The organism is Sphingobium mellinum, assembly GCF_037860795.1.
GTDB lineage: Bacteria > Pseudomonadota > Alphaproteobacteria > Sphingomonadales > Sphingomonadaceae > Sphingobium > Sphingobium mellinum.
In genome coordinates this window covers 64859-87097 of sequence record NZ_JBANRK010000013.1, presented here as the reverse complement: position 1 = coordinate 87097, position 22239 = coordinate 64859, and the positions used below count along the sequence as shown (strand labels likewise).

Below are 22239 nucleotides of genomic sequence, written 5' to 3'. Positions count from 1 at the left end.
ACGCTCATACGGATGAGCCGCGACGCTTGCGGCCGGCGGCGCAACATCGCCGTGCCTATACCCATAATCGCAATTTGCGATCACTGCCGGGCTGATAAGTTGCGCGCACGAAGAGGGCGTGCGGCGTGCGGGATCGGTTGGAATCAGCAAGGGCAGGTAAGGGTGCCGCGCCGCTCAAGGTCGGAAGCAGACCGCTCAACCTCCTGCTCGTCGTCGACCCGCAAAGGCTGATCGATGCCGGCCGCCTGATAACGGCAATGTTCGCGGTCCTTGCCATTTATCTTGATCCGACCAAACCAGCCTATCTGGCGCAGGAAACGCGGTTCGCGCTGGCGTTCTACCTGATCTTCGCATTCGTATTCGCGGTCTGGCCGCTGCGCCGCCGCCTCGACGACCCGATCCATCTGCTGACCCATGGCATCGACCTCGTCGTGATAAGCGGCCTGGCGCTCCTGACCGACGAACTCACCAGCCCGTTCTTCTCTTTCCTACCCTTCATTCTGCTCGTCACTACCGTCCGCTGGGGGCTGCTGGGAGCGCTGGCCGGCGGCGTGGCGTTGGAGGTGGTACTGCTGCTTGTCGGCGCGCCCGACCTGGATGACGGTGAATCGGAACTCAACATCCTCATAATGCGGTCTGCCTATTATCTCGTCGGGGCGCTTATGCTCGGCTATTTCGGCGCGTCGCGCGACCTTAGCCGGGATCGATTGGAACGACTGGCGGCCTGGCCCAACAATGGGCTGTCGGGCGATATCCGCCAGTGGCTCGAACCGTTGCTGCGGCACGCCGCCAACGTGCTTGGCAAGCCGCAGCTCATCATCTTCTGGCAGGACCAGGAACAACCGCTAGGCATGATGGCCGTGTGGCTAGATGGGCAACTGCTGGTCTCCTCCGTCGGGGATCCTGACCTGTGGGCATCGATCGATGCCCAGCTGGTACAGCCTGCGGGCGCCGCTGAAACGGTCCGCCGGCTACTGACCCTATTGGCCCATGCGATACCCGCCAGGCCATTCCCTGTACCCTCTATGCGCGTGCGGCGTGCCTATTCGACGCCTTTTTCAGGTATCCGCTTCCGCGGCGAATTGTTCGTAATCAATCCCAAATGCTATCATGAGGAGGGCGTTTCGCTTACCTCGATCATTGCCGCGCGCGTGGCGTCGGAACTGGAGCGGCTGGCGTTGATGGGCGAAGTCGCACAATCCGCCCGCACGGAAGAGCGCGGCCGCCTTGCCCGCGACCTGCACGACAGCATCCTGCAGGACCTGACGGCTGCGAGCCTTCGGTTGAAGGCGATTATGATGCGGGTGCCAGAGCCTGCGCAGGCGGACTTGGCGCTCGTCAACTCGGTCATCCTCGATCAGCAGCGCCGCATCCGCCATTATGTCGAAAATGTGCAGTCGCACGACGAGGACAATTCATTGAAGGCCACGCTCAAGGGCTGCGCCGCGTCGCTGCGCCAGCAATGGAATTGCGACATTCAGGTGAAAGTCGAACCGCAGCAGCTCGTGCTGCCCGGTGCGATGGCGCTGGAGGTGTCGAAACTGCTGGCGGAAGCAACCGCGAACGCCGTCCGGCACGGTGGCGCGACACAGCTGAAGCTGGATGCGGCGCTGGATCAGGAGGAGCTTTGTCTTTGGATCATCGACAACGGCTCCGGTATCACCAATATGGCGCCGCATGCCTGCAAGCCGCCGGGATCCCTCGCGGCGCGCGTGGCGGACCTGCGCGGCAAGTTTGCGATCACCCGTATGGCGCCGGGACTTGCCATGAGGATCAGCCTGCCATTGAAGGGAGGCGCGGATGTGTGGCGTTGTCCTGTGTGACGACCATCCGCTGCTGTTGCGCGGCTTGTGCGATCTGCTCGAACTGGAGCCGGACTTCCGTGTCGTTGGGGCAAGCACTGCGGGGCGTGAGGCGCTTGATCTCCTGCGAAGCGGCGCGGCCGAAATCGGGTTGGTCGACGTCAGCATGCCGGGCTTCGGTGGCATGGATATCCTGCGGGAGGCGGTGGCCCTGCGGCTTGACGTCCGCATCGTCTTCCTGACCGCCACTATCACGGCGGCTCAGATTTCCGAGGCCTTGCACCTTGGCGTGTCGGGCGTGTTACTGAAGGAAAGCGCTCCCGAGGCGTTGGTCAACTGTTTGCGCGAAGTTGCGGCCGGGCGGCGCTGGCTGCCGTCCGAACTGGCCGCCAAGGCACAGAGGCCGGCGATCGCCCAGCCCAAGGGGCAGGCGAGCGCCAGCGCCACGCTGACCCGTCGGGAGATGGAAATCGCCAGGCTGGTCTGTCGGGGCTTTTCGAACAAGATGATCGCTCGGGAACTGGAGTCCTCCGCCGGGACGGTGAAGATTCACCTCCAGAATATCTACCAGAAGCTCCAGATCGCCAACCGGACCGCGCTTGCTTCGCTGCTGATGAACTGACTGCCGCCCGGTCAGTCCTTTCAGCCTCTCGGAGCGTGAACACTCGTCCGCAAGGGCATCCTCTCCCCCAAACGGGCTACTAGCCTTATGCCCTGCCCGCCGTCGGCGCCCTTCCCCTATTCTCGCCGCGACATCCACGGACGAGCGGGCTTGAGTCGACCTTCGTCCGCTTCTCTTCGGGAGGAAAGACGTGAAGATCGTTGTCGTCGCCAGTTTCGCACCTTCGCTTGTGAATTTTCGTGGTCGGTTGCTGGAGGGGATGGCGCGGCAGGGACATGACGTGGTGGCCTGCGCGCCGGAAAAGGACGCGCGTGTCGCGGCCACTCTGGCGCGGTGGGGCGTTCGCTATGAGGTTATCCCCATGGCGCGCGCCGGCATCAACCCCTTCGTGGACATGTGGACATTGCTCGCGCTCGCCGGCTTGTTCCGGCGTGCGCGACCGGACCTGGTGCTGGCCTACACGCAAAAGCCTATCATCTACGGTGGCATCGCCGCACGACTCGCCGCGCCGCGCGCCAGGCGTGTGCTGATGTGCAGCGGCCTTGGCTATGCCTGCACCGGCGGCGATGGGGGCGACCGACTGCGATCGCTGGTCCGGACGATTATGGCCGGCCTGTTCCGGGTCGCGACCGCCCGCGCCCATCGCGTCCTCGTCTTCAACAGGGACGATGGCGTCGACATGCGCGACCTTGGCATGTTGGCGCCGGGCCAGGAGATCGTCCAGGTGCCGGGATCCGGAGTCGATCTCGCGCATTTCAGCGAACAGCCGCTGCCGGAAGGTCCTCCCACATTTCTGATGATCGCCCGGCTGTTGCGCGACAAGGGTGTGACCGATTTTGTCGAAGCCGCGCGGCTCGTACGAAGGCGCCATCCAACGGCGCGGTTCCAGCTGCTGGGACCCTTCGATCCCAATCCATCCGCCATCAGTCCCGCGGAAATGCAGGCCTGGGTCGATGAAGGGACGATCGAGTATCTTGGATCGACCGAGGATGTCCGGCCCTATCTGGCAGGCTCTACTGTTTTCGTCCTGCCCTCTTATTATCGGGAGGGGCTGCCGCGCAGCACGCTCGAAGCGATGGCCACCGGGCGCGCCGTGATCTCGACCGATTCGCCGGGCTGCCGCGAACCCATCGTGCATGGGGATAATGGCTGGCTAGTGCCGGTCCGCGACCCGGCGAGCCTGGCTGTGCACATGCAGCGGTTCATCGACTCGCCCGACCTCGCCGCGCAGATGGGACGCCGATCGCGTGCGATCGTGGTGGATCGTTATTCGGTCGATCATGTCAACGCGCTGCTTTTCGACCTCATGGGCCTGACCGAGGATCGGCTGGGCGCCAAGGCCGTGCCGGATCGGTCGCCGGTTGCGATTGCGGCGGCTGAACCGTCATGAATCTGCGTACTATCGTCGAACAGGCTGCCGCCGGCCTGCTGCTCGTGCTTCTCGCTCCGCTTCTGCTCGCAGTGGCCATCGCTATCGGGCTGACGATGGGCAGTCCGATATTGTTTTCGCAGGTCCGGTCGGGTTTGGACCGGCGCCTGTTCACGCTGTGGAAGTTCCGGACGATGATCGACGTCCGCGATGGCAAGGGGCAGCCATTGCCGGATGAACATCGAACGACGCGATTGGGCGCTTTTTTGCGGCGCACGCGGATCGATGAGCTTCCCGAGCTCTGGCATATCCTCACCGGGCAGATGAGTTTCATCGGCCCGCGTCCGCTGCTGCCGCCGACCATCGCGGGCATGGGTCAGGACGGCGTGCACCGTTGCAGCGTGCGTCCGGGGCTGACTGGCTGGGCGCAGATCCATGGTGGTCCGCTGCTCACCCTCAACGAAAAACTGGACATGGACCTGTGGTATATCCGATCCGCGTCGTTGAAACTGGATGCCCTGATCCTGTGGCGGACGATCCTGGTCGTACTGCTGGGGGACCATCGGTCCTTTAATCCGTCGGCGGCAGGGTCGGGCGAGCGAAGGCAGGCGCAGCCTGCGTCCGCGCGCGACGATCAGCCCACCGTGGATGGGCCGGCGTCCCCCATGGTCGATGCGCTTGTCGCCAATGATCATTCCTTGCCCGATCACGACCCACCTCGCCACATGGGAAGCGGGTGCCGATAGGGGCCTGCGTGCGGAGCAATTCACAGTCGATGTGCGGAGAGCCGGAATGAAGCCGAATTTCTTCATCGTTGGAGCACCGAAATGCGGGACCACCGCCTGGGTCGAATATCTGCGTTCGCACCCCGATATCTTCTTCTCCAAGGCGAAGGAGCCGCATCATTTTTCCCGGGATTTCCCCAAGTGGAATTTCGTGTCCGATCCCGATGACTATCTGGCGCTGTTCGCGGACAGCGGCGGCGCGTCGGAGGTAGGGGAAGGTTCGGTGCGTTACCTCTATTCGAAGGTGGCGGCCCGCGAGATCCACAATTTCAATCCCGCCGCGCGCATCCTGATCTTCCTGCGCGACCAGCAGGACTTCCTGCCCTCGCTGCACCACCAGCAACTGTACAATGGCGATGAGACCATTGAGGATTTCGAGCAGGTGTGGCGCTTGTCCGGCCGACGTCCCGCCTCCACCATCCCCGCCTATTGCCGCGAGCCCAGCTTCCTGGACTATGCGGCGATGGGACGCTTCCACGAGCAGATCGAGCGCTTCTACGCCATCTTTCGGGCAGAGCAGATCAAGATTATAGCCTTTCGCGACTGGATCGATGATCCTCGCAGCACCTATCTTGAAATTCTGACCTTCCTGGGCTTGGCGGATGACGGGCGCAGGAGCTTTGAACGGGTCAACGAGGCCAAATATCATAAAAGCCGCATCCTGGCCTCGCTGACCCAAATTCCACCGCCCTGGGTGCGCAAATCCTCGCGCGTGCTGACCCAACTGGCCGGCCGTCAGCTGGGCATCCTCTCCAGGCTGCGCGATCTCAACCGGCGCAGCGGCTACAAGACGCGGATTGATCCTTCGTTAAAGGAGGAAATCCGGCGTTATTATGAACCGGACAATGCGTTGCTGGCTGCGCGTTTCGGCATCCGGCTGGGCGGCACCGGCGCGCCGCAGATTCAGTCTGCGGCCTGAACAGCGTCCAGCTAAGTTACTTTCGCAAGCGGACTGCCGAGGCAGAGGTCCTGCCGAAGATTATCCGCTTTCGCGGCGCGAAAATTACTATACCTATATCGATCGATGGGGATGGATATTCATGAACGGCTGGAACGCTCGTCGGTGGCGAAGGCGGTTTTGGCTGTCTTGATATTCGGGCTGATCTTCGGGGGATGGTTTGCTCTTGAGCGTCATCGCGCCCTGTCGGCTACCCTGCCCAATCCGCCACAGCGGCCCGAGGCGTGCGCGCTGTGGTTCGTCGGCAGTTCATCTATTCATCGCTGGACCACTCTGGATCGCGACATGGCGCCTTGGCGAGCCTATAATCGCGGGATCGACAACAGCATCTTCGCCGCAATCCTGCCCCGCTTCGGGAATGCCGCTGATGACGCGCGGCCGGTTGCGATCATTCTGTACGCGGGGGAGAATGATATCGCCCGCGACATCCCCGTGCGGGCGGTGATCCGCAATCTGGCAGCTTTTCTAGACCTGCGGGCTCGAATCATGGCGGGCGTGCCGGTGCTGGTGCTGTCCATGAAGCCCAGCCCCGGCAGGCGCGCTTATCTCCGCGAGCAACGGTTGTACAATGATGCGGCGCGGCGCCTGATCACCGGGAGCAAGGGCGCCTATTTCGCCGACATCACCACGCCGCTGCTGAAGGGCGGGAAGATGGGCGATTATTACCGCGCGGACGAAGTCCATATGAACGCGGCGGGCTACCGGATCTGGGCCGGAGTGGTGCGCCAGCGACTGCGCGAGGCCTTGCCCGCCGCGACGATTGCGCGCTGCGAGGCTTCGCGCTGACGATCGCTCGGATTGAAGCGTCGAGGTGCCGCCCTATTCCCGCGCCAGAAGTTCGCGTGCGCGGGGAGCGAGGCGCTCCGTCGCCGCGGCGTGAATGCCGGGCGCGGCGCATAGCAGGCCGAAGGCGGTCGGCTGCGGCCGGTTGAAGGCCAGCGGGTGTCCCAGCGCGTCAGTAACGATCGCTCCGGCCTCCTGCGCGATCAGGGCGGCGGCGGCCACGTCCCATTCATTGCCCCAGCGAACGGTGGCGACCAGATCGGCCTCATCGGCGGCGACCATCGCCATGCGAAGCGCGATGCTGTTGGGCTTGTGGACGGTGACGAGATCACGGTCATGCCGTGGCAGCTGGTCGGCGGGCACGCGCGCGCCGGGCAAAAGGGCGCGTGTCCCGGCCCGCAATGGCCGACCGTTGCGCGTCGCGCCCTCCCCGGCGTGAGCCAGCCACAGCTCATTGCGGGCGGGCGCCGCCAGCAGGCCGATCCGCACGGCGCCATGCTCTACCAGCGCGACCGAAACCGCCCAGCCAGGACGCCCGCGTAGATAGTCGCGCGTGCCGTCGATGGGATCGACCACCCACACTCGGTCCAGCGCGAGCCTATGCACCGTGTCCGCCGTTTCCTCTGACAGCCAGCCTGCAGAGGGATCGATCCCGGCCAGACTTTCGCGCAGCATCTGGTCGATTTCCAGGTCCGCCTCGCAAACCGGATGCCCCGGCACCTTTTCCCACTGGCGGACCTGTGTATGGCCACCCGCCCACAGGGTGAGCGCCCTGTCGGCGGCATCCGAAACTGCCGATACCAGCGCACGCACGTCGATATCAGCCTCCCGCAACGGTCATCCCGTCAACGCGCAGGGTGGGCACATTCATGCCATAGCGGAATTCAAGGTTGTTGGCGGGCACCAGCGCGCGGAACATGTCTTTCAAATTGCTGGCGATCGTGATTTCCGACACCGGGCGGCCGATCGCGCCATCCTCGATCAGGAAGCCGGCCGCGCCGCGGCTATAGTCGCCGGTGACGCCGTTCACCCCCATGCCGATCAGTTCGGTCACATAGACGCCGCGCGCGATGTCCGCCATCAGTTCGGTCGGCGAGGCTCTGCCCGGTTCCATATGAACGTTGGTGACACCTGCGCCTGGCGCGCCGCTGCCGCCGCGGCTGGCGTGGCCGGTCGGTGCAAGGCCAAGCTGCCGGGCTGAGGCGCTGTCGAGCAGCCAGCCGGTCAGGACGCCCGCGTCGATCAGCGCGCGACGCGCCACCGGCAGGCCCTCGCCATCGAATGGGCGGGAGCGGAGGCCGCGTGGTCGTAACGGATCGTCAATGATGGTCACGCTGCTGTCGAACAGCGTTTCGCCCAGCGAATCGAGCAGGAAGCTCGACCGCCGTGCGATGGCGGGGCCGACCATGCCGCCGATCAGGTGGCCCAGCAGGCTGGAGCCGATGCGCGGATCGAAAAGGACTGGAAGGACACCGCTTTCGACCTTGACCGGGTTCAGGCGCGCCACGGCCCGCTCGCCCGCGCGAGTGCCGATCATGGCCGGATCTTCGAGGTCGGTGAGATAGCGGCTGCTGTGGCTCGCATGGTCGCGTTGCATGTCGGCGCCGCTGCCCGCGAGCACGCTGGCCCAGGTCGAATGGCTGGTGCCGACATAGGCGCCGGCAAATCCATGGCTGGTGGCGAGAGCCACTTGGCTGCGCCCGTTCGCCGCGCCGCCGCCCTCACTGTTGGTGACGCCGGGCACGGCGCGCGCGGCTTCCTCGACGGCGAGCGCGCGTTCGCGCAGGGAGGCAGGCTCAGGCTCAGTCGGATCGGCAAGGTCGAGCGCAGCTACTCCCCCGCGCAGCAACCGGTCCTCCGGCGCGAGCCCGGCATAGGGATCCTCCGGTGCTTCCCGCGCCATGGCGATGCAGCGGTCGACAAGTGTGCCGAGGGTCGCGGGGTTCATGTCCGATGCGGCGATGCTTGCCGATCGGCGGCCGATGAAGACGCGAAGGCCTATTTCCTCACCTTCCGATCGTTCGACATCCTCCAGCGCGCCCAGGCGCACGGCTACCGTCGTCGATGCATTGCAGGCATAGATGGCGTCCGCCGCATCGGCCCCGGCCCGGCGTGCCGCATCGACCAGATCCTGCGCGCGCGACTGGGCTTCTTGGAGGCTGAGCATGGGGGCGGGGCAATCCTCAGATCAAGGGGTCAGGCTTGCGGCCTTACGCTCTTGATTACAGCGGGGCAACCTGGCCCTCGACCCAATGCCGCAGAAGGTGCCAGGCCACCGCCATGGGCGGCGGCGCGAGGAAGGGCGCGTCCGGGTTGCCGTCCAGCGCCGCCTGCACGCCCGCCGCGTCGCACCAGAGCGCATCTTCAATCTCCGTCTCGTCCAGCTTTAGCGCGTCATCGTCTGCCTGACCGATGCAGCCGATCATCAGCGAAGAAGGAAAGGGCCAGGGCTGGCTCATGACATAGCGGACGGAATGGACGGTGACCCCGGCCTCCTCCTTGATCTCGCGCGCCACCGCTTCTTCGATCGTCTCGCCCGGTTCGATGAAACCGGCAAGCGCGGAATAGAATCGCGGCGGCCAGCTGTGCTGGCGGCCTACCAGTACGCGGCCGCGATGTTCCGCCAGCATGATCGCGACAGGATCGACGCGCGGGAAATGCTCTGCGTCGCAGGAGCCGCAGCGACGCGCCCAACCGGCCTTTTCCGGGGCTGTCCGGGAACCGCAGACCGAGCAGAACGGATGGCGGCCATGCCAGTGCAGCAGGCTGCGCGCCGCGCCGTAGAGCGCGACCTCTGAAGCGGGCACTTCGCTGGCGATGGCGCGACTGCGTGCCGTGGGGGTAAAGCCGCCCCCTGCCGATGACACGAGCCGGGCGAAGATCGGTCGCTGCACTTCATCGATGCCCAGGAGCGCATGTTCCTCTGCCCGAGCGTTGGCAGGGATTGGCTCCAGCACCAAATGGCCATCTGCCGTGACCGGGTCCAGCCCATCGAGGATGAGCTGGCGGGCCTCCGGCGCGGCGAAGGCCTTTGCTACCAAGGCGGGATCGATGCGGACATGATCGACGCGGTCGATCCGATTGCCGGCATAGCCCAAAGCATGGCCCTCAGCCCTACCGTCGTGCATGATCTTTCTTCTCCTTCATCGCCGCCTCCGCCGCGCGGCGGAATAGGGTGGGTAGCCCGGCTTCCTCGATTCGCGCCAGCGGCCACCATTCGCCCTCGCCCGACGGTTTGCTGTCGGGCGGCACCTGCGCGACATGGATGGTCAGCGCCAGTGAGAAATGGGTGAAGACATGCGCGACCGGATCGGCAAGGCTGGTCCAGCGGGCGTCCGCGACCGGCGGGGCCGGATCGGGCGCCTCAGTCCACTCGGAAGAGGGCAGCGCCCGCATCCCGCCCAGCAGCCCCTTGCCTGGTCGCCGCACCAGCCAGACATGCCCGTCAGTCCGCTCAATCCACCAGCTGTGTCCCAGACGATGGGGCTTTGCCTTCCTGGCGGCCTTGACCGGGAAAGCAGCCGGGTCGGCGGTACGAACGGCATTGCACTGATCACGGATCGGGCAGATGCCGCAGGCCGGGCTCCGCGCGGTGCACACAGTTGCACCCAAATCCATCATCGCCTGGGCAAAATCCCCAGCCCGCGCGTCCGGCGTGATCTGGTCGGTGGCGACGCGGATCAGCGGCCGAGCGCCGGGCAACGGCGTGGCAATTGCAAACAGCCGCGCGACCACCCGCTCGACATTGGCATCGACCACCACGGCGCGCTGCCCAAACGCGATCGCCGCAATCGCAGCGGCCGTGTAAGCGCCCACGCCAGGCAGCGCGCGCAGGCCTTCTTCGCTGTCGGGAAAGATACCGCGATGCTGGCCGGCAACGGCGCGGGCGCAGGCCAGCAGGTTGCGCGCACGCGCATAATAGCCAAGGCCCGCCCAGGCCGCCATCACCTCCGCGTCAGGGGCGGCGGCGAGCGCCTCCACGCTGGGCCAGCGGCTCGTGAATTTGTTGAAATAGGGGATGACGGCCGCAACGGTGGTCTGCTGCAGCATGACTTCAGACAACCACACCCGATACGGATCGGCCCGATTCGCGCCCGGCCCTTCGCGCCAAGGCAGACGCCGTGCATGACGGTCATAATGCGCCAGCAGATCCTCGGCGATTTTCCTGGGCTTGCCCTCGACGTGCATGGTCGCCCTATGCCATTAAGCGGGCGATGACGGAACGACCTGAAACGCCCAAGCCGAAAAAGCGCGCCAGCGAGGCGAAAGAGCGGCCGCGCATAGGCGGGCCGCGCCGGATCGCAGACTTGATGCCGCAGATCGGCGCCGCTGCGTTCCGCAAGTTCGGCTTCGTTCAATCGAGCATCGTAACGCGCTGGGCAGAGATTGTCGGCGCCCATTATGCGGCGATATCCACGCCCGATTCGATCCGCTTTCCGGCGGGCCAGAAGGCAGGCGGTACCTTGCAGCTGACAGTGATGAGTGGCCATGCGCCGATGATCCAGCACGTCATGCCTGACATCATCGATCGCGTGAACCGCTTCTTCGGCTATGCCGCCGTCGCCAGGGTTGCGATGAAGCAGGGTATGGTCAGCGTCACCGAGCCTGAGCGGCGACCGCCGCCGCGCAACCTGCGACCCGTCCCCCAGGAATTGGGGGATTCGCTGCGGGACATCGGCGACCCGGAATTGCGGGCAGTGCTCGAATCGCTGGCGCAAGGGCTTGCCAATTCCAGCGGCTTGCCCAAGATCGGCTAAGGGGCGCGGAGGGGCCGCGCCTTGGCAATGACCTTTCGCTTCATCAGCCGTGCAGGGGCGGCAATTTACTGGATCACCGCATGATGAAACTGCGCCTGTTCTTTCTTGCCCTGCTTGCCATTCCGGCGGGCGTGCTCGCTGCGCCGGCCGCCAACTGGACGACGCGCGTCGCGCTGTCGCCGATCGGCGGCCATGTCATGGGCAATCCCGCCGCACCGACCAAGCTGGTCGAATATATCAGTTATACTTGCCCCCACTGTGCGCATTTCGTGGGCGAGGCGAGCGGCCCGCTGAAGGCCGCTTATGTGAAGGGCGGCAAGGTGAGCGTCGAGGTACGCAACGCCGTGCGCGACAGATATGACCTGACCGCCGCCCTGCTGGCGCGGTGCGGCGGGCCGGGGCGCTTTTTCGGCAATCACGAGGCGCTGTTCGCCAATCAGTCCGTCTGGATGGAAAAGCTCATGGCCTATGACCAAGACGCCGAGGCGAAGCCGGCCGGCCAGGTCGCCGCATTGCGCGACATCGGCCGCAAGACCGGTCTTTACGCCTTGATGGCAAAGCGCGGTTTCTCGCCAGCGCAGCTTGACGCCTGCATCGGCAATAGTGCGGCGATGAAGCAGGTCCTTGCGATGACCAACGAGGCGTGGAACCAGGTGAAGATTCCGGGCACGCCCGGCTTCACCGTCAATGGCACGCTCGTCGACGGATCCAGCTGGGACAGCTTGCGCGACGCATTGCCCGTCGCCGCGCAGTGAATTAGGACCACGCATCAACATGCCCGACAATCGGAGCCCAAACCACGTGAAAGCCTTTTCCGGACTCGCCCTCATCGCCCTTTCCCTGACTCTCGCCGCCTGCGGCAAGAAGGAAGAGGGCAGCCCCGCCGCCGCTCAGCCCGTCGCGGCCGTTGCCGCGCCCGCCGGAGCCATCTGGTCGACCACCGTCACCCAGACGCCCGAGGGCCAGTTTGTAATGGGCAATCCCCACGCGAAGATGAAACTGGTCGAATATGCTTCCTATACCTGCAGCCACTGCCGCGACTTTTCCGGCGAGGCTTCGGAAGATATCCGCAAGATCGTCGATACGGGGAAGATGAGCTATGAATTGCGCAATTATGTGCGCGATCCCATTGATATCGCGACGGCGCTGCTGGCGCGATGCGGTGGCAAGGATGTCTTCTACCCGCTCTCAGAACAATTCTTCACCAACCAGAACGCCATGTTCGAAAAGGCGCAGGCAATGGGGGACGCCAAATATCAGCAGCTGATGAGCGCGCCGCCTGCCCAGCGCTTCGGCAATCTGGCGCAGGCCGTGGGCCTGGTGGATTTTGCCAAGCAGCGCGGCATTGCCGAGGACAAGGCCCAACAGTGCCTGGCTGACACCGCCGCTGCCGAAAAGCTGGCCAAGGGCGTCGAAACCGCCAACCAGCAATATAAGATCGAAGGCACGCCGACCTTCATCCTGAATGGCGTCGTGGTGGAAAACACCGCCAACTGGGCGACGTTGCAGCCCAAGCTGAAACAAGCGGGACTCTGATTGGGCAAAGGGGGGCTGACATCGTCGAACCGGATTCCCGCTGAAAGCGGGTTGGCGAAGCGCTGTCCCCGCCAGTTCCTTGTCGCGGCATCCTTTGTTGCGAAGCCTGAGATGCTCTTGCCATGCAGATAAAGCGACTCAAGCTATCCGGCTTCAAGAGCTTCGTCGACCCGACGGAGCTGCGGATCGAGCCCGGCCTTACGGGGATTGTCGGGCCCAATGGCTGCGGCAAATCCAACCTGCTGGAAGCGATCCGTTGGGTCATGGGCGAATCCAGTGCCAAGTCGATGCGCGGCGGCGGCATGGAAGATGTGATCTTCGCCGGCACCGCCAGCAGACCACAGCGCGACTTCGCCGAAGTGTCGCTGCTGACCGTGCAGGAACAGGGCGAACTGTTCAATGCCGTCGAAGTCGGCGCTGACGGCGAGCTGGAGGTCACCCGCCGGATCGAGCGCGGCGCAGGCAGCGCCTATCGGGCCAATGGGCGCGACGTGCGGGCGAAGGACGTCTCCCTGATCTTCGCTGACGCTGCCACGGGGCCGCACAGCCCCGCGTTGGTGAGCCAGGGACGCATCGCCGCCGTCATCGCCGCCCGGCCGCAGGAACGGCGCGCCATGCTGGAGGAGGCGGCGGGCATTTCAGGGCTGCATGTCCGACGCAAGGATGCCGAACAGAAGCTGCGCGCGGCCGAGGCCAATCTGGTGCGGCTGGACGAGATACTGTCTGACATGGACGCGCGCGCCAGCAGCCTGCGCCGGCAGGCCAGGGCGGCGGAACGATATATCCGCCTGTCGCAGCAGATCGGGATCGCCGAAGGACGCGTGCTCTTTTCGCGCTGGCGCGAGGCGGCGGCCAGCGCGGACACTGCGCGGGCCGAAGCGAAGGAGGCGGAGCGCGCTGTCGCCGCTGCGCAGGACGCGCAGACGGCAGCGGCGCTCCATGCCACTGCAGCGGTGGAGGCGCTGGCCAACCACCGCGCGGCAGCGCAGGCGGCCCGCGATGCAGCCAGCGAGGCGGGGCACCGGCTGACGGCGCTCAAGGCCGAGCGTGACGGCGTGGTGCGGCGGCTGCACGATCTGGCTCAGCAGGCCGATCGGCTGGAGGAAGATCGCGCGCGTGAAGGAACGCTGGCCAACGATGCTGCCGACGCGATCGGGCGGCTCACGGACGAGATGGCGGCGCTTAGGGAACGGATCGCCGAGACGGAAGCGATGCGGCCTGACTTCGCCGGCAGGATCGGCCGCGCCGAAGACGCTGCTCGCGACGCGGAGCTGGACCTTGCCAGGGCGATGGCCCGGCAGGCGGGCGAGCAGGCGGAGCTGCGCGTTGCCGAGGCGGCGCTCGTCGCTGCCCGCAGCCGGCTGGAGCGCGTCGAACGGGAAGTCTCGCGGTTGGATGCTGAAGCGGCAGCTCTGCCGGATGCCGCGCCGCTCGAAGCCAGGCGGGACGAGGCGCTGGCGACGCAGGCCGAGGCCGGCACTGAGCGGGATGCCGCGGAGGCCGCGATCACGGCGGCTGAGACCGCGCGCCAGTCAGCCGCCGAAGCCCGCGCGGTCGCCGAAGCGGCTTGGTCTTCGGCGCGCGCGGCGCTGGCAGCGCTGGACAGCGAGGCTTCGGCGCTCCAGCGGGCGATCGAGGGCGGCGGTAGCGGCAGGTTGCGCGCGCTCGACCAGTTGAAGGCGGCGCCCGGCTATGAACGAGCGCTGGCGGCGGCGCTGGGCGACGACCTGGAAGCGCCGATTGGCGGCGAGGGCAAGCCGCGCTGGAGCGGCGCGACCGCTTCGTCGGGTGATCCCGACCTGCCGGCGGGCTGCACATCGCTTGCGGCGCACGTCAGCGCGCCGGCGGCACTGGCGCGGCGCCTGGCGCAGGTCGCGGTCGCAGACAGGGACGAGGGCCAGCCGCTGGCGGTCGGGCAGCGGCTGGTCACCACGGATGGGCAGTTGCGGCGTTGGGACGGCTATGTTGCATCGGAAGGCGGGGCGGCAGCGGCGGAACGATTGATCCGGCTCAACCGGCTGGAGGCGATTGCGGCGGCGCGCCCTGCTGCCGAGGCGGAAATGGCAGGCGCGCGCACCGCGCAGGACGAGGCGGCGGCTCGCGAACGCGAGGCGGTGCAGGACCTCGCGACCGGTCGGACCCAGCTCTCGGGCGCTGATCAGCGGCTTCGCGCGGCGCTTCGCGCGGCAGATGAGGCGGCGACCGCGCTCGAACGGCTTGCCGGACGGCGGGAGGCTATCGAGGAGCGGCTGACGGAAGCCCGCGCCGATCTTGGCGTCGCCCGCGAGGATCATGCCAAGGCCGAATCCGCCCGGGCGGCGATGTCGGACGGCGCGGAGACGCGCGCGCTGGTCGCCTCGCTGAGCCACGCGAGCGAAAAAGCACGGCTGGCGGTGAGCCAGCTTCAGGCCGATCAGGCCTTGGCCGATCGCGCGCTGACCAGCGACCGCGAGCGGCTGGCGGCGGCTGATGCCGAGGCCAGGGGCTGGCGTTCGCGCGCGGGCGAAGCGGCCAAGCGCATCGCCGCCATGGTTGACCGTGGCGAGGCGATCGCCAGCGAGCGGCAGGCAATCGCCGATGAGCCGGACAGGCTGGCGGCCATGATTGCGCAGTTGAGCGAGCAGGGCGCCGGGCTCGCTGAAGCTGCCGCAGCGGCTCGCCACGCTGAAAGCGAGGCGGAAGCCGCGCTGCGTCTGGCCGAGAGCCGCGCGTCTGCGGCCGGCGAGACGCTCACGCAAGCACGCGAAAGGCGGGCGACTGCGGCGGCGCGGGCAGAAGCGGCCGACGAGAAGCGGCTGGAGACCAACCGCCTCTCGGGCGAGCGGTTCGAATGTCCTCCGCCGGTTCTGCCGGAGAAATTGGGCTTCGGCAGCGCCGAGATCCGCATCGCGCAGAGCGAACAGGCCGAACATGACCGGCTGGTGGCGGAGCGCGAGCGAATCGGCCCTGTCAATCTGGTCGCGGCGCAGGAACTGGAAGAGCTGGAGGCGACGCAGGCCAGCAGCCGCGCCGAGAGCCAGGAACTGACTCAGGCGATCAATCGCCTCCGTGGATCCATTGGTAGCCTGAACCGCGAAGGCCGGCAGCGGCTACTCGCGGCCTTCGAGGCGGTTGATGGCCATTTCCGCCGGCTTTTCACCACCCTGTTCAATGGCGGCCAGGCGCATCTGGAACTGATCGACAGCGACGACCCGCTTGAGGCCGGGCTCGAGATCATGGCTCAGCCGCCCGGCAAGAAGCTTGCGGCGCTGACACTGCTGTCCGGGGGGGAGCAGGCGTTGACGGCGGTGGCGCTGATCTTCGGCCTCTTTCTGACCAATCCCGCGCCGATCTGCGTCCTGGACGAGGTCGACGCACCGCTGGACGATGCCAATGTCGAGCGTTTCTGCGATCTGCTGGACGTGATGGTCGGGCAGACGGATACCCGTTACCTGATCGTCAGCCACAATGCCGTGACGATGGCGCGGATGCACCGCCTGTTCGGCGTGACCATGGTGGAGCGGGGCGTCAGCCGGCTGGTCTCCGTCAACCTTGGCGGCGCGGAGGCCCTGCTGGCGGCGGAGTGAGGCTCAGCGCCCCTTTTTTGTGCGCCGGAAAAGGCCCTTCGATGCCATGGGCTCCAGCATTTCGCCGGGCCCTTCCGGATCCAGCACCTCATTGTCGGCGAGCCATGCCTGCACATTGTTGAGGTCCGGCGTGACATATTGGCGCAGTGTACGGCCCGGCTTGTCGCGCAATTCCTCGATGCCCGCGATCAGGCCGCGATCTGTGATGACGGCGGCGACCCGCTCCGCCGGCAGATCGAGATGTTCGGCGATCAGGTCGTCGCGAATCGCACAAATCCTGTCCTGCCAGCCGCGATTGGCGGGCAGCCGCGCGTCGATTGTCACGTCGCATTCGGTGTCCAGCCGCATCGACCGGTTGTTCATGTTGGAGGAGCCGACGCGCAGCACCTGATCGTCGACGATCAGTATCTTCGCATGGACATAGATCGGCTCGCCCCGCATGGTGAAGGGCAGATAGACGCGCAGCTTGCCATAGGTATCGCGGGCCCGCAGCGCTTCGATCAGGCGGGCGCGGGCATTGTCCATCGCCTGCTGCTCCAGCCAGCCATCGGCCTGTTCCGGATTGATGATGACGATGTCCGGCCCGTCAGGATCGCCAAGCCGATCCGCGATGGCTTCGGCGATGCGGCGAGACGCAAAATACTGGCTCTCGGCATAGATGCTGCGCTCTGCCGAAGCGATCTGGTTCACATACAGCCGCTCGATTTCGATCAGCGGCTGCTGGTCCGCCATTTCGGGGGCGGAACGGGAGATGGCGACGTCGATATTCTCGAACTGCACCGGCAGCGCCTCAGGCCAGCAATCATGCTCGCCAAAGATGGGGTCGAGAGCATCGCCGCCCGCGCCTTTCCAGCGTGCCCGGCCATGTTCGCCCAGCACCGCCGCGACATCGCCCTGCAGCGCTGTGGTGGCATCGTGCCACGGGCCATAGGGTGACCCGTCGGGATGGCGACGCCCCGGATCCTCGTCGCGGTGATGGCGTGTATCCCAGCGATCGGCCGTCATGTCGATGCCGCCACAAAAGGCGAAGCAATCGTCTATCACGACGATCTTCTGATGATGGGACGCGGCCGGGGGATGATGGCTATCCAGCTTCACATGGATGCGCTTGTGCGCCATCCACTTGACGGTGGTGATGAGGTTGGACGGCTGCACCATCGATTTAAGCGCGCCCATATCCCAGCGCAGCAAAAAGATCTCCAGGTCCGGCTTCCGGTCGACCAGCCAGCTGATGAAATCTCCGATGATGACGGGCGCGCCATCATCCGCCTCATCCTCGCGCAGCAGGCCGATGCCGGCGTCGAAATCCCAGCCGATCAGCATGATCCGCCGCTTGGCTTTCAGCATCGCGGCGCGGGAATGGCGGAAATACTGGTCGGCGTCTATGATGACGCTGGCCTTCGCCGCGCGGGCGATGCGCCAGCAATCCTCGCCCTCGCGAAGGGCGCTCATGCGCTACCAACGACAAGGCAGGCGAGGAACATCAGCAGGCCGGCGAAGCGGTTGGATCGGAACGTGGTCAAGGGGTCGGCCCCATCTTCCTTGAGTTTTGTCACCTGCCACCCGAGATGCGCGGCCATCGGTAGCAGAGCGGCGAGGGCGAGCAACTGCGGCCTGACCTGCCACAAGGCGGCAGCCCAGAGCGACAGTGCCAGAAGATAGCAGAGCGCCACTCCGGCGCGGACATGTCGGCCCATCGACAGCGCACTCGATCCGATTCCGATCAGCGCATCATCCTCCCGGTCCTGCAGCGCATAGATGGTATCATAGCCTACCACCCAGAATATGGTGCCGCCATAGAGCAGCAGCCCCGTAGCGCCGAGGCTGCCGGCGACCTCGCTGAAGCCGACGAGTGCAGCCCAGGAGAAGACCAGACCGAGCCAGAGTTGCGGCCAGCCGGTGATCCGCTTCATGAACGGATAGGCGGCGACGAAAGCGAGGCTGCCGAGAGACACGATCTGCGCATAGGGTCGCAGCTGGAGCAGGACGATCAAGCCGACGAGGCAAAGCAGGAGCAGCCAGGCCCAGGCCATCCTGAGCGAGATGGCTCCGCTTGCCAGTGGCCGAGCTGCGGTGCGCGCCACCTTGCGGTCGAGGTCGCGGTCGATGATATCGTTGAAAACGCAGCCGGCCCCTCGCATCGCGATACTGCCGAGCAGCAGCCACAGGACCAGCGGCCAGCGCGTGCTCGCGCCACCTGCCAGCGCCACGGCCCAGGCGCCCGGCCAGAAAAGCAGCCACCAGCCAATCGGCCGGTCGAAACGCGCGAGCAGCGCAAGGGCGCGCGGTGTGTCCGGCAGGCGCGCAAGCAGGCCGCGAGCCTGGGTGTCTGGGACGATGGCGTCGTTCAAACTTTTATCTCCGTTCGTCCGGAGCTTGAAGGCCTTTTCTTTCTCTTTAGAGAAGCGAAGGGCTGTCACAGGCTCGGCCCGCACGGATGAATGGATTTTTCGATGACCGCAACCCCCGCATGGCCACCCCAAAGCGCGCCGCGCCTCCATGTGGAAACGCTGCTGGGAGAAGGTGTCGCGGTGCCGGTGGACGGCAATCCCGCCCATTATCTGATCAGCGTCATGCGGGTGAAGCCCGATGATATCGTGCTTCTGTTCGATGGGCGGTCGGGCGAATGGGCGGCGCGGGTGCGCGACATCCGCAAGCGCGACCTGGTGCTGGAGTGCGTAAGGCAGACCCGGGCGCTCGAAGCTGTGCCTGATTTCTGGCTATGTTGCGCGCCGATCAGGAAGGGGAGGATAGACCTGATCGCCGAAAAGGCATGCGAACTGGGCGTCGCGAAGCTGCAGCCCGTGCTGACCCGGCGCGCCGTCGTCGACAAGCTCAACCTCGATCGCCTGCATGCGCATCTCGTCGAGGCAGCTGAGCAATGCGGGCGCACCGCGCTGCCCGAGCTTGGTGCGATGGTGAAGGTCGACGCGCTGCTGCGGGACTGGCCGGAAGGGCGGTGGCTTTTCTTCGCCGACGAGACTGGCGGGCAGCCGCTGGTTGAGACATTATCGGCGCATCCCGGACCGGCGGCGTTCCTGATCGGCCCGGAGGGCGGCTTCGACCCCGCCGAGCGGGAGGCGATCCGGGCTATGGCGAGGGCGGTGCCGGTCTCGTTGGGTCCCCGGATCCTGCGGGCGGAAACTGCCGCGATCGCCGCCACCAGCGCCTGGATGACGCTGAACGGCGACTGGCGCGGGTAGCGTCAAGGCAGCGGCGTGATCGTTGGCGGCAGTGAACGCGGTCGAGAGCATTTCCAGTTTCAATCCGAAACAGGATTGAAGCCGTACCATGCGCAACCTATTTGACGGCCGCGCGCTTTGTTTGACGCGCCAGGGGGACAGGCTAAGGCGGGGCATGAGCACGAGAACCGATTCAGGGAAAATCGATCCCGTCATCGAAAGCCGCGACCAGTTGATCGCGGCCTTCGCCAAGGGTGCCAAGCCGCAGGAACGGTGGCGCATTGGCACCGAACATGAAAAGTTCGTCTATGCGCGCGCGGACCATCACGCACCGTCCTATGCCGAGCAGGGTGGCATTCACACACTGCTGATCGGCCTCACCCGCTATGGCTGGAACCCTGTATTCGAAGGCGAAAATATCATAGCCCTGTCGGGCAATGACGGCACCGTCAGTCTGGAGCCGGCCGGGCAGTTGGAACTGTCGGGCGCGCCGCTTGAAAATCTGCACCAGACCTGCGCCGAAACGCAGCGGCACCTGGAGCAGGTGAAATATGTCGGCGACATGCTGGGCCTCGGCTTCCTTGGACTTGGCATGTGGCCGGACAAGACGCGCGACGCTCTACCGATCATGCCCAAGGGCCGTTACGACATCATGCTGCGCCACATGCCGCGCGTGGGTTCGCTCGGCCTCGACATGATGCTGCGGACTTGTACCATCCAGACCAATCTCGACTATGGCAGCGAGGCGGACATGGTGCAGAAGTTCCGCGTCAGCCTGGCGCTGCAGCCGCTGGCGACGGCGCTGTTCGCGAACTCGCCCTTCACGGAAGGGCGGCCCAACGGGATGCTATCCTACCGCAGCCATATCTGGTCGGATACCGATCCTCATCGCACGGGTATGTTGCCCTTCGTGTTCGAAGACGGCTTTGGCTATGAACGCTATGCTGACTATGCGCTCGATGTGCCGATGTATTTCGTGTACCGGAACGGACGCTATATCGATGCGGCCGGACTCAGTTTCCGCGACTTCCTCGACGGCAAGCTTTCGGCCTTGCCCGGGGAAAAGCCGACCGAGAAGGATTGGGAGGACCATCTGTCCACCGCCTTTCCCGAAGTGCGGCTGAAAAGCTTCCTGGAAATGCGCGGCGCCGACGGTGGCCGGGGCGAACTCATCACGGCGCTGCCTGCCTTCTGGGTCGGTCTGCTCTATGATAAAGAGGCGCTCGACGCGGCCTGGGACCTGGTACGGGACTGGACGATGGAAGGGCGGCAGGCGCTGCGCGATGCCGTTCCGAAGCTCGCGCTGGATGCGCCCGTGCCAGGCGGCCGCAAGCTGCGCGACATCGCCGGGCAAGTATTGGACATCGCCCGCCACGGACTGCGGGCGCGGGCGCGCCTGAATGGCCTGGGGGAGAATGAGACCGGCTATCTCGCGCCGCTCGATGAAATCGTCTCATCCGGGCGCACCCATGCCGAACGATTGCTGGAACGCTATCATGGCGAATGGGCGGGCGACATAAGCCGCGTCTACGCGGAAGAAAGCTTCTAGGACAGCCGCGTCACTCGGCCGGCAGGACGGTCCGGCGGTGGGGATTCTGGCGCCCGCCGACCCAGGCGAAGAAGCGCGGGACGGGCGCGTTGCGGTCCATCCATTCGCTGTAGGCGCGATAGGCCGGATCGGTGGAGAGATGCGCTTCCTCGGTCCGGGCACGCCAGTAATAGACGGCGTTGGTGACCGCCAGCATCGCGCAGTTGCGCACCATGTCGGTCAGGCTGCCTGTCACGGTCAGAAACGGCAGCGCCGAAAACCACCAGAAGAGATTTTTCGACAGGTAGGCGGGGTGACGCGTCCAGCGATAGGGACCGTGCGTCACGATGCCGCGATGGGTGAGGTTGGAAAAGCGGATGCCGAATGCCACCGTCGCCCACGCATAGGCGGCGGTCAGCAGCACCAGCCAGCTGCCCAGCAGCCATTGCAGCACGACATGGCCCTGCGTCCACCTGTCCCATTCCGCGCCGCCCGCATGATAGTCGAGCGGCCCGCCGCTCCCCATCAGCACGAAGGGCGGATAACAGATCAGCGCCGCCACCCACCCGGCCAGCAACGGATTGGCGGTGCGGATATGCGAGTCCAGCGGCTTCATCGTCAGCAGATAACCGACCGTCGCCATGCACACGTCGATCATGAACATGACCGCGATCAGAAAGGCGGCCAGGTTCAGCGGATTGGCAACTGCTTGATCGAGCCGCCAGTCGACGACGCTCGCGAAATTGCCCGGCACGATAGACAGCATGAAGGCAAGGAAAAAGCCTTTCACGGCCCAGGTGCGGAGGTGATTGGCCACCTGCGACGCATCAGGGGTTCCTGCCGCTCCGCCGATGACCCACTGACCAAAGGCGTAACACGCGTCCTGAGGCTCCACCAGCCGCCGGTCGAGCCAGATGACATACGGCACTGAGGCGGCGAGCAGCCAGGGCGCGGCGCTCGTGAAAAGGCTCATCGAATGAAGATAGCTGCCGTTCCAATACCAACGCGCGACGCAGTAGAAAACCGCCAGCCCCAGCCATGTTGCCCAAAGCCCGGCGATCTTGACCAGGCTGATGTCCAGCCTTTCGCGCACCGGCCGGGGTGCGCCCTGCCAGTCGATCCCTGTCGAGGCATTGCGATGCACCTTGTCGATGATCAGCGACCAGACCACCATCGGGAAGCCGCAAGCCACCACTGCGGCAAAGCCGGCATAAGGGCCATCCATGCCGTGATGGCGGGCAAGCACCGCCCAGAAACCCAGGCCGGCCAGCCCAGCCATGCCGACGCCATGGCTGACGGCAGAGGCGGGGCAGGGATCGGGGGTTTCGCGCATGGCTGCTGTCCTTAGGGG

At 65.6% G+C, this 22239-nt stretch carries 19 protein-coding genes; 12 read left to right on the top strand and 7 right to left on the bottom strand.

Features of this window, described 5'->3' with window-relative positions:
* Positions 1-125: 125 nt before the first annotated feature.
* The 6 genes from AAC640_RS13570 to AAC640_RS13545 all read left to right on the top strand — a co-directional run bounded on the left by AAC640_RS13570 (position 126) and on the right by AAC640_RS13545 (position 6322).
* Positions 126-1823: a sensor histidine kinase gene (locus AAC640_RS13570; protein WP_340267120.1), complete on the top strand. Its 1698-nt coding sequence runs from the start codon at positions 126-128 to the stop codon at positions 1821-1823.
* On the top strand, positions 1801-2424 hold the full coding sequence (locus AAC640_RS13565; RefSeq protein ID WP_340267118.1) for a response regulator: 624 nt from the start codon (positions 1801-1803) through the stop codon (positions 2422-2424). The genes AAC640_RS13570 and AAC640_RS13565 overlap by 23 nt, the downstream gene beginning before the upstream one ends.
* Positions 2425-2614: 190 nt before the next feature.
* Positions 2615-3814, top strand: coding sequence for a glycosyltransferase family 4 protein (locus AAC640_RS13560; protein ID WP_340267116.1), 1200 nt, complete (start codon positions 2615-2617; stop codon positions 3812-3814).
* Positions 3811-4539: a sugar transferase gene (locus tag AAC640_RS13555; RefSeq protein ID WP_340267114.1), complete on the top strand. Its 729-nt coding sequence runs from the start codon at positions 3811-3813 to the stop codon at positions 4537-4539. The genes AAC640_RS13560 and AAC640_RS13555 overlap by 4 nt, the downstream gene beginning before the upstream one ends.
* 46 nt (positions 4540-4585) lie before the next feature.
* Positions 4586-5497 (top strand): sulfotransferase domain-containing protein, encoded by a 912-nt coding sequence (locus AAC640_RS13550; protein WP_340267112.1) that lies wholly within the window; start codon positions 4586-4588, stop codon positions 5495-5497.
* A 111-nt stretch (positions 5498-5608) separates the two neighbouring features.
* Positions 5609-6322 carry a GDSL-type esterase/lipase family protein gene (locus AAC640_RS13545; RefSeq protein WP_340267110.1) on the top strand — a complete coding sequence of 238 codons (714 nt, stop codon included), beginning with the start codon at positions 5609-5611 and terminating at the stop codon, positions 6320-6322.
* Positions 6323-6355: 33 nt separating this feature from the next.
* Here AAC640_RS13545 and AAC640_RS13540 read toward each other — a convergent pair whose 3' ends face one another.
* From AAC640_RS13540 to mutY, 4 genes are read right to left on the bottom strand one after another with little or no spacing between them, the layout of a single operon-like run.
* Complete coding sequence (locus AAC640_RS13540; protein ID WP_340267108.1) at positions 6356-7153, bottom strand: inositol monophosphatase family protein; 798 nt, start codon at positions 7151-7153, stop codon at positions 6356-6358.
* The gene (locus AAC640_RS13535) at positions 7140-8486 is read right to left on the bottom strand and encodes a TldD/PmbA family protein (RefSeq protein WP_340267106.1); all 1347 of its coding nucleotides are present in this window, start codon (positions 8484-8486) and stop codon (positions 7140-7142) included. Before AAC640_RS13535 ends, AAC640_RS13540 begins: the two co-directional genes overlap by 14 nt.
* 55 nt (positions 8487-8541) lie before the next feature.
* Positions 8542-9447, bottom strand: coding sequence for an NAD(+) diphosphatase (gene nudC / locus AAC640_RS13530; protein WP_340267104.1), 906 nt, complete (start codon positions 9445-9447; stop codon positions 8542-8544).
* Entirely contained in the window at positions 9434-10507 is a 1074-nt protein-coding gene (gene mutY, locus AAC640_RS13525) for an A/G-specific adenine glycosylase (RefSeq protein WP_340267102.1), read from the bottom strand. The genes nudC and mutY overlap by 14 nt, the downstream gene beginning before the upstream one ends.
* Before the next feature lie 26 nt (positions 10508-10533).
* On the opposite strand from mutY, the gene AAC640_RS13520 reads away from it, so the two are divergent.
* The 4 genes from AAC640_RS13520 (at position 10534) to AAC640_RS13505 (ending at position 16178) form a co-directional block, all read left to right on the top strand.
* Positions 10534-11076, top strand: a complete 543-nt coding sequence (locus AAC640_RS13520) for a DUF721 domain-containing protein (RefSeq protein WP_340267100.1) — start codon at positions 10534-10536, stop codon at positions 11074-11076.
* Positions 11077-11156: 80 nt separating this feature from the next.
* On the top strand, positions 11157-11831 hold the full coding sequence (locus tag AAC640_RS13515) for a thioredoxin domain-containing protein (protein WP_340267098.1): 675 nt from the start codon (positions 11157-11159) through the stop codon (positions 11829-11831).
* Positions 11832-11877: 46 nt separating this feature from the next.
* On the top strand, positions 11878-12612 hold the full coding sequence (locus tag AAC640_RS13510) for a thioredoxin domain-containing protein (RefSeq protein ID WP_340267096.1): 735 nt from the start codon (positions 11878-11880) through the stop codon (positions 12610-12612).
* Between the two features lie 122 nt (positions 12613-12734).
* Positions 12735-16178: a chromosome segregation SMC family protein gene (locus tag AAC640_RS13505; RefSeq protein ID WP_340267094.1), complete on the top strand. Its 3444-nt coding sequence runs from the start codon at positions 12735-12737 to the stop codon at positions 16176-16178.
* Between the two features lie 3 nt (positions 16179-16181).
* Here AAC640_RS13505 and AAC640_RS13500 read toward each other — a convergent pair whose 3' ends face one another.
* Complete coding sequence (locus tag AAC640_RS13500) at positions 16182-17630, bottom strand: phospholipase D-like domain-containing protein (protein ID WP_340267092.1); 1449 nt, start codon at positions 17628-17630, stop codon at positions 16182-16184.
* Positions 17627-18529 carry a 4-hydroxybenzoate octaprenyltransferase gene (ubiA, locus tag AAC640_RS13495; RefSeq protein ID WP_340267091.1) on the bottom strand — a complete coding sequence of 301 codons (903 nt, stop codon included), beginning with the start codon at positions 18527-18529 and terminating at the stop codon, positions 17627-17629. Before ubiA ends, AAC640_RS13500 begins: the two co-directional genes overlap by 4 nt.
* 102 nt (positions 18530-18631) lie before the next feature.
* On the opposite strand from ubiA, the gene AAC640_RS13490 reads away from it, so the two are divergent.
* Both AAC640_RS13490 and AAC640_RS13485 read left to right on the top strand, forming a co-directional pair.
* Positions 18632-19381, top strand: coding sequence for a 16S rRNA (uracil(1498)-N(3))-methyltransferase (locus tag AAC640_RS13490; protein WP_340267089.1), 750 nt, complete (start codon positions 18632-18634; stop codon positions 19379-19381).
* Positions 19382-19535: 154 nt separating this feature from the next.
* Positions 19536-20909, top strand: a complete 1374-nt coding sequence (locus tag AAC640_RS13485) for a glutamate--cysteine ligase (protein ID WP_340267087.1) — start codon at positions 19536-19538, stop codon at positions 20907-20909.
* Between the two features lie 10 nt (positions 20910-20919).
* Here the strand turns inward: AAC640_RS13485 and AAC640_RS13480 are convergent, their stop codons facing one another.
* Positions 20920-22221 (bottom strand): methyltransferase family protein, encoded by a 1302-nt coding sequence (locus AAC640_RS13480; protein WP_340267085.1) that lies wholly within the window; start codon positions 22219-22221, stop codon positions 20920-20922.
* Positions 22222-22239 lie beyond the last annotated feature (18 nt).